7 protein-coding genes, 1 tRNA gene and 1 pseudogene are annotated in these 8,293 nt (G+C 37.0%); 7 read left to right on the top strand and 2 right to left on the bottom strand.

Features of this window, described 5'->3' with window-relative positions:
* The 3 genes and pseudogenes from FC37_RS09740 to FC37_RS09730 all read left to right on the top strand — a co-directional run.
* Positions 1 to 624: RNA-guided endonuclease InsQ/TnpB family protein (locus FC37_RS09740; RefSeq protein WP_156400682.1), on the top strand; the 624-nt coding region annotated here is incomplete at its 5' end.
* A 167-nt stretch (positions 625 to 791) separates the two neighbouring features.
* Positions 792 to 1,010: pseudogene (locus tag FC37_RS10985) on the top strand (AbrB/MazE/SpoVT family DNA-binding domain-containing protein).
* A gap of 133 nt (positions 1,011 to 1,143) precedes the next feature.
* The gene (locus tag FC37_RS09730) at positions 1,144 to 1,416 is read left to right on the top strand and encodes a type II toxin-antitoxin system PemK/MazF family toxin (protein WP_236697326.1); all 273 of its coding nucleotides are present in this window, start codon (positions 1,144 to 1,146) and stop codon (positions 1,414 to 1,416) included.
* Between the two features lie 75 nt (positions 1,417 to 1,491).
* Here the strand turns inward: FC37_RS09730 and FC37_RS09725 are convergent.
* Positions 1,492 to 1,580: transfer RNA gene (locus tag FC37_RS09725), tRNA-Ser, on the bottom strand.
* A 169-nt stretch (positions 1,581 to 1,749) separates the two neighbouring features.
* On the opposite strand from FC37_RS09725, the gene FC37_RS09720 reads away from it, so the two are divergent.
* From FC37_RS09720 to FC37_RS09705, 4 genes are all read left to right on the top strand, one after another.
* Positions 1,750 to 3,138: an amino acid permease gene (locus FC37_RS09720; RefSeq protein ID WP_056945640.1), complete on the top strand. Its 1,389-nt coding sequence runs from the start codon at positions 1,750 to 1,752 to the stop codon at positions 3,136 to 3,138.
* A gap of 128 nt (positions 3,139 to 3,266) precedes the next feature.
* Positions 3,267 to 4,223 carry a thymidylate synthase gene (locus tag FC37_RS09715; RefSeq protein WP_025006437.1) on the top strand — a complete coding sequence of 319 codons (957 nt, stop codon included), beginning with the start codon at positions 3,267 to 3,269 and terminating at the stop codon, positions 4,221 to 4,223.
* Positions 4,224 to 4,232: 9 nt separating this feature from the next.
* On the top strand, positions 4,233 to 4,739 hold the full coding sequence (locus FC37_RS09710) for a dihydrofolate reductase (protein ID WP_056945639.1): 507 nt from the start codon (positions 4,233 to 4,235) through the stop codon (positions 4,737 to 4,739).
* A gap of 81 nt (positions 4,740 to 4,820) precedes the next feature.
* The gene (locus FC37_RS09705; protein WP_025006436.1) at positions 4,821 to 7,238 is read left to right on the top strand and encodes a cation-translocating P-type ATPase; all 2,418 of its coding nucleotides are present in this window, start codon (positions 4,821 to 4,823) and stop codon (positions 7,236 to 7,238) included.
* Positions 7,239 to 7,282: 44 nt separating this feature from the next.
* Here FC37_RS09705 and FC37_RS09700 read toward each other — a convergent pair whose 3' ends face one another.
* Positions 7,283 to 8,215 (bottom strand): DNA/RNA non-specific endonuclease, encoded by a 933-nt coding sequence (locus tag FC37_RS09700; protein WP_025006435.1) that lies wholly within the window; start codon positions 8,213 to 8,215, stop codon positions 7,283 to 7,285.
* Between the last annotated feature and the right edge of the window lie 78 nt (positions 8,216 to 8,293).

Here is an 8,293-nt window from a genome sequence, read left to right as displayed (position 1 = left end):
CTAAAAGCTAAAACCCAGCAAAAGACAGCAGTTGATGTCAATGTTGGCCACTTTAATTACACAGATGGTAAAATTAATGTTTTGCCTGCTAAATTGCAAAAGCTTTATAAGCGTATTAAGCATTATCAAAGAATGCTGGCACGTAAAAGAGAAGTTAACGGTAAGTTAGCTACAAAATCAAATAATTACTTTGCAGTGAGAACCAAACTGCAAAGAGATTATCGCAAAGCAGCTAATATTCAAAACGATCTATTACAAAAATTTACTACTAAGCTTGTTAATAATTACGATCAAATTGTAATTGAAGATTTGGCAGTCAAAGAAATGATGATGACGCATGTAGCTTCAAAAGGAATGCAGAGATCACTTTTTAGCAAGTTTAGACGAATACTAACTTATAAGTGTGATTGGTATGGCAAAGAATTAATCTTGGCTGATAAAACATACCCATCAACTCAAAGATGTGCTGCGTGCGGTTATTTCAAAAAAGGTGAGGAAAAGATCACTTTGCAGGGCAATAAAAAGCATGGTACCAAACATAATGAGTATGTCTGTTATGAGTGTGGCTACAAGAATGATCGCGATGAAAATGCAGTTTTAAATCTTTTAGCTTTGGCAAAATAAAGAAAATAAACAGGGCTGGCTAGGTCCTTAAGCTGTAAGAGCTAGTCAATGTGATTACTCCTATTTGGAATATCAGAATACTAGTGAAGACGACAGTAAATGAAACAAAGAAAGGAAAAATATATCTTTCTGATATGTAGGAAATTCGTATTCTTCTACATATTTCCATGTTTTATATAGCAGTTAGTGAGTTACCAACAAAATTTGAAATCATTGTTAATGAGCAAAATGAGATTATTTTAAAGAAATAAAAAGAACCTAAAGATTTGAAGGAGCTTTTTAAAGGCTTCGATTATAAAAAATATTGGGCTGATTGGAAAAAAGAAAATTCAGGTAAATCAAAAGAAGAAGACTGGAAAGAACCAGTCGGACGAGAAGTATTTTAACTTTGCTTTAAGGCACCTAGAAAGAGGTGAGGTACTTGCAAGATTATAAGAAGGCCTTAAAACAAGGCGATATTATCATGAGAATTTTAACCCTACAAAAGGCCATGAGCAAAGTAGATATCGTCCGGCTCTAATCGTTTCAAATGACGATTTTAACATGATGTATGGTGGAATGATTAAAGTGGTTGCTATTACCAGTAATGAAAAAGATTTTCCGCTACATATTGAATTGCCAGATGATTTACCTATTCATGGCAAAGTAGAGTTAGATCATGAACGTACTATTGATTCAAGTTCACCGGCAGGAGCTTGTGAATATAGATGTATGGTCCCAGCTGAATTTTTGAATGATATTCTTCAAAAGATCAGCTTAGCCTATAAAAAAGTCGTTAGTAGTGGCAACTAACGACATCGACAAAGTCTATATATCTGATCTGAACAGGTTCAGTATATAGGCTTCTAGTTTTTTTGTCAAAAATTAAGGAGTGTACAGGATTTGAACCTGCGCGCCAAGGAATACTTGGTTCGCCGGATTTCGAGTCCGGTGCATTACCACTCTGCCAACACTCCATAACTTTAATTATTATAACCTATTATCTTAAATAGTCAAAAACAGGGTGCAGAAATAATTACAACTAAACTTACTTTTCTACATTTATCCTTGACAAATAACCAGTAATAAAATTAAAGTTATCTAAGAATATGTTTAAGGATAGAATTGATTTTTTGGAGTTGAGTTATGAGTAAAAAGAATAGCGCACCTCAGTTGCGCCGTACAATGACTGCTGGTCAGATGGAAATGATTTCCCTCGGTGGTGCAATCGGTGTCGGCTTGTTTATGGGGTCTACGTCAACTATTAAATGGACTGGTCCTTCAGTACTACTGGCATACATGTTTGTTGGCTTGATTTTGTATATTGTTATGCGAGCACTCGGGGAAATGCTTTATATCAATCCAGGAACCGGTTCATTTGCGGACTATGCAACAGAATATGTCCACCCAATTGCTGGATATTTAGCTGAATGGGCCAATGTTTTTGAATATATCGTTGTTGGTATGTCAGAAGTTGTGGCTGCAACGGAATATTTGAAATACTGGTGGCCGAATATTAGTGCTTTGTGGTCAGGTATCATCATTATTGCATTTCTGCTTTTAGCAAACTTGGCTAGTGCCAGGGCTTATGCTTCGCTAGAATTTTGGTTTGCCATGATCAAAGTAATTACTATTATTTTGATGATTATTCTAGGCTTTATCGTCATTTTCTTTGGTGTCGGTAATGGCGGTAAGCCAACTGGCTTCAGCAATTTATGGGCTCATGGTGGTTTCTTTACTGGCGGTGTTAAAGGTTTCTTCTTCTCAATGTCAATTATCGTTGGTTCATATGAAGGAATTGAACTTTTAGGTATTTCTGCTGGAGAAGTTGCTCATCCGCAAGAAGCTATCGTTAAAAGCGTTAAGTCAGTTTTACTTAGAATCTTGATTTTCTATGTAGGTGCGATCTTTGTTATTGTAACTATTTATCCATGGAATAAATTGAGTAGCTTGGGCTCGCCATTTGTAACTACTTTTGCCAAAGTAGGAATTACCGCAGCTGCTTCAATTATTAACTTTGTTGTTTTAACTGCAGCTTTGTCTGGTGCCAACTCAGGAATTTATTCATCAAGTAGAATGCTGTTTAAACTTTCTCATGATGGTGAAGCACCTAGTCCTTTCAAGCATATTTCTAAGAGAATTGTGCCTGACCGTGCGATTATGGGTATTTCTGGCGGTATCTTTATCGGTTTTGTTTTAAATGTGATTGCGTCACAGTTTAATCATTCTGCTTCAGACCTGTTTGTTATCGTGTTCAGTTCATCTGTTTTGCCGGGAATGATTCCATGGTTTGTAATTCTTTTAGCAGAACTTAAATTTAGAAGAAATAATAAGGATAAAATGGCAACCCACCCATTTAAATTGCCGCTTTATCCATTCTCAAACTACTTTGCTTTTGCGATGCTACTCGTAATTGTGGTCTTTATGTTTATCAACCCTGATACGAGAATTTCAGTCATTGTTGGTGCATTGGTTTTAGTAGTGGCAGCAGTTGTTTACTTGATCAGACATAAGGGTGAATTTAAGAAAAATTAGTAGGAAAGATGATTAATTTCATCTTTTTTATTTTTGCTTAAAATACTAAATATTGTAGTTTGCATTATAAAATACACCAGATCTATGGTATCTTAAACAAGATGAAATACTTGAAAGGTGTGTAAAAAATGGCAATTCTTGAACAACCATATTTGGATCTTTTGCAAAAAATTATGACTGAAGGCCATGATAAAAGTGATCGTACTGGTACAGGTACCAGAAGTTATTTTGGTGCGCAAATGCGGTTTGATTTGTCCAAAGGTTTTCCATTATTAACGACTAAAAAAGTTCCATTTGGTTTAATTAAAAGCGAACTTCTTTGGTTCTTGCGTGGCGATACTAACATTCGCTTTTTGCTAGAACATAATAATCATATCTGGGACGAATGGGCTTTTAAAAATTGGGTAACCAGTGATGAATATCAAGGCCCAGATATGACCGATTTTGGTTTGCGTAGTCAAAGTGATCCGGAATTTAATAAGGTCTACCAAGCAGAGATGAAAAAATTTGATCAAAGACTTCTCGATGATGAAGACTTTGCTAAAAAGTATGGCAATTTAGGCGATGTATACGGTGCACAATGGCGTCATTGGCAAAAGCGCGATGGTGGTTTTATCGATCAGATTGCTAATGTAATCAAGCAAATTAAAGAAACGCCTGATTCACGTAGAATGATTGTTACTGCATGGAATCCTGAAGATGTGCCAACAAGTGCACTTCCACCATGTCATGTAATGTTCCAATTTTATGTGGTTGATGGAAAGATTAGTGTTCAACTTTATCAAAGAAGTGGAGATATGTTCTTGGGCGTACCATTTAACATCGCTTCATATGCACTTTTGCTTAATATGATTGCGCGTGAAACTGGACTTGAAGTGGGTGAATTTATTCATACTCTGGGGGATGCACACATTTACCGCAACCACTTTAACCAAGTAAAAAAATTGTTGTCACGGACGCCTTATGATTCACCAAAGCTCTGGCTAAATCCTGAGAAAAAGCATATTGAAGACTTTGAGATGAAAGATATTAAGGTGGTAGATTATAAGCACCACGGTACGATTAAGGCCCCAGTTGCAGTTTAGGTGATAAAAGTGATCGAATATGTATGGGCAGAAGATGAAAAAAGGCAAATTGGCGTAGAGGGGCACTTGCCTTGGCATTTACCAGCTGATTTAAAGCATTTTAAAGAAAAGACAATGGATCATCCAATTTTAATGGGTAGGAAAACTTTTGCTAGCTTACCCAAGTTATTGCCAGGACGAAAGCACATTGTTTTGACCCACAATGAAGAATTGAAAAGTAAATGGAAAGATAATAACCAGGTAGAGATTTTGACATCAATCGATGAAATGAATGAATATCTTTCCAATCATCAAAGTGAAAAGATATGTGCGATTGGTGGCGTATCAATTTTTAAAGCCTTGCTTGATCAGGTTGATATCCTTGAAAAAACTGAAATTGAGGGCGTCTTTAAAGCAGATACAGTTATGCCAGAGATTGATTACTCACAGTTTGATTTAGTGCATCAAGAGCATCACGATGCCGATAGCAAGAATAAATATCCTTATACTTTTTTGACTTATATAAGAAAACACTAAAATAAGCTCGCAGATTTGCGAGCCTTTTTTATTCTTGGTTATAATGGAATATATTAACTATTTATTTATCGGGTAATAAAAATGAGTGAAGAAAAAACAAATTTAGAAATAGGCTTAACTAGTAGCCAGGTTGAACAGCGTATTCAAGCTGGTGAAGTCAATAAAGCCGTTGATGATCAATTTAAAACAAATAAACAAATCATCCGAGAAAACTTGTTTACTTACTTTAACTTGATTTTCTTGGTACTCTCAGTTTTGCTAGTCTTAGTTGGCGCATATAAGGATTTGACCTTCTTGCCAGTTATTGTGTTAAACACGGTAATTGGTATTGTTCAGGAAATCCGTGCTAAAAAGATCTTAAGCAAATTGAACGTCATGAATGCAACAGAGATCTTGGCATTACGTGATGGTAAAGAAGAAAAAGTCCCAATTGAGAAACTAGTTAAAGGAGATCTGATTTTACTTAAAACAGGGGATCAGATTCCTGCCGACGGCCAAGTTGTCAAAGGCGACATCAGGGTTAATGAATCTCTTTTAACCGGTGAATCTGATGAAATTACTAAAGATGTTGGCGATCAGCTAATGTCTGGCTCCTTTGTAGTTTCGGGCTCTGCTTATATGCAACTAGAAAAAGTGGGTAAGGAAAGCTACATTTCTAAGCTGACGATTAAAGCTAAAGCTATGGGCAGCAGTGAACAGTCAGAAATGGTTCGCTCAATTAACAAATTGATTAAATGGGTCGGCATTATCATTATTCCCCTGGGAATAGCACTGTTCTCGATGAGTTTCTTTGTCAACCACATGTCTTTATACCGTAGTATCGTTTCCATGGAAGCTGCGATTATCGGTATGATTCCAGAAGGCTTGTACCTTTTGACGACTATTGCATTAGCACTTTCTGCAGTTCGTTTGGCACGGAAGCAGGTAATGCTCCACGATATGAAGAGTGTTGAAACTTTAGCTCGAGTTAATGTACTTTGTGTTGATAAAACAGGTACGATTACCGAGCCAAAGATGAGCGTAGAAAAAGCAGTTGCTTCTAAAGACTTTAAAGGAAACAACTTAGACCAACTCATAGGTGATTTTGCTGCTAGCATGCCGGCAGATAATGTGACAATGAAGGCTGTTCACGAGCATTTCACTGAAAATACTGGTAAAACAGCCAGCGGTATTCTGCCATTTACTTCAGTTAATAAATATAGCGGCGTAATTTTTGACGATCATACACTTTTAATTGGCGCACCAGAAATGGTTTTGCGTGACCAGTTCGATCAATATAAGGATGAATTTGAACAATATGCCGCAACTGGTTATCGTGTTTTAATCGTAGCCAATTATCCAGGTGTTTTAACTGAAGACGATTCTAAATTATCTAAACCAGTTGAAGTTTACGGCTATATTCTCTTGTCTAACCCAATAAGAAAAGAAGCTAAAGCAACCTTTGAATACTTTGCTAAACAGGGTGTAGAAATTAAGGTTATCTCAGGTGATAACCCTGTAACTGTCTCAAGAGTTGCTAAGCAAGCTGGTATTAAAAATTCTGATAAATATATTGATGCACAGGAAATACCTGATGATGGTTATGAAGATGCAGTGAAGAACTACAGTGTCTTTGGTCGAGTTAAGCCAGAACAAAAGCGTAAGTTTGTTAAAGCTTTGCAAAACTTAGGCAATACCGTTGCTATGACTGGTGATGGTGTTAACGATATTTTGGCAATGAAGAAAGCAGACTGTTCAATTGCGATGGCATCCGGTAACAGTGCGGCTGTTCAAGCCTCTCAAGTAGTATTGCTTGATTCAAATTTTGCTAGAATGCCTAAGGTGGTAAATGAAGGTCGACGCGTAGTTAATAACATTCAGCGTTCAGCCAGTTTGTTCTTGGTAAAGAATATCTTCTCATTTTTGATGGCTATCTTCTCACTCGTAATGGTTATTGATTATCCATTACAGCCATCACAGATTACCTTGATTTCTGCCTTCACCATTGGCTTGCCATCATTCTTGTTGGCTCTAGAAAGTAATCACAATAGAATTCGCGGACAATTTATTCCTAATATTTTGGCAAGAGCAATCCCTGGTGGGGTAACCGATATGCTGGCGGTAAGTATTTTGGTGGTTGCAGGCGGCTATATATCGCTTGATCATAATGATGTAGGTACAACGGCAACACTTTTATTGGTGACAGTGGGAATGATGGTACTTTACCACATTTCAGCTCCATTAAATAAATTCCGTTTATGCGTAATGATTGGATCATTCGCCGGGTTAGTTTTAGCGATTATCTTCTTACACAATCTGTTCTCACTGACCATGATTTCTGATAAGGCAATGTTCATTCTATTTGTCTTGTTCTGTGCGGCAACTACAATTTTCCGCTGGTTATCAAGAATTTTGGATGGTGTGCAAGAAGTATTGGTTGTCTTTGATCAAAAGGGCAAGAATATGACTTTTGCGGAACTGCATGAAGCTTATCAACGCGGGCGCAAGAGCGTTCAATAAAAAATAAGAGCTATCTGTTTAAAAAAGCAGATAACTCTTTTTCATTATCTTAATGATTTACGATAACCAGCACGTCTAGCAGCAGCTTCTGAAGGAAAGTAAACTGCATTGGCTGAACTCATATGATAGTTTTCACCACTGGCAACATGATAAATCTTGCTGCGTTTGTTACCAATTACACGGTAATTTGCAGTAGAAATCTTGTGCTTAATGTTATGAATGGTTCTTGCTTTAGTCACATGATGGCTTCTAGCTTTTACATGTTCAGCAATCGTACTTGAACCATGTTTAACGCGACTAGTACCATCTTTGTAGTTTAAGATTACGCCAGGTTGCTCATTGAAAATATAAACATTGAAATCAACAGCATTGCTGCCGATTGATTTAGCTTCCATTTCAACACCGTTTGCTAACAAGTCATTACCTTTGAAAATTGGTGTAACTCTGTAGCGAACGTAATTACTTGAAGAGTCTTTCAAATAATCGGCAACTTCATTTTCGTACTTGAGCATGTCTGGATCGTTTAATTCACGTGTTCCAGTAATTAGGTTGCGCGGATTATTATTTTGACCGGTTAATTGATAGCCAACTAGGTGACAACGGTTGTAAAGCCAGCCACTAGCAATGCGTTTGTTGTGCCAACCAGTTGGATCCCAAGTCAAACCGGCTCTTGGACTATGGGGCATCAATCTCTTATTCAAAAGGGCATTAGCCGCCTGAGCTCTATTTAAGTAATCTAAATTACTGTATTTTTGCCAGGGACCATTTCTCTTTGACAACGTACTTTTAGAGAAGCGCGGTTCATTATGGTCGACCGTAACAATTTCTTGTTTATGGAACTTCAGATTAGCCAGCGACTTATCTGAAACGGCATAAACGGTTTGGTTATTGCATGGGACATTAGTATTGGCAAAGGAAATCAAGCCTACTGCCGCTACTAATAAGAGAGCCAAACTTCGAAAGTGATTTTTCTTCATTTCTTTCTCCTTAGCAATTATTAAATTCGTAAATTGCAATAATAAATTGAACACTTAAGCTGCTTGATAGATATGATC

Source organism: Lactobacillus gallinarum DSM 10532 = JCM 2011 (assembly GCF_001434975.1).
Classification (GTDB): Bacteria; Bacillota; Bacilli; order Lactobacillales; family Lactobacillaceae; genus Lactobacillus; species Lactobacillus gallinarum.
This window is presented reverse-complemented; position numbering and strand designations above follow the sequence as displayed.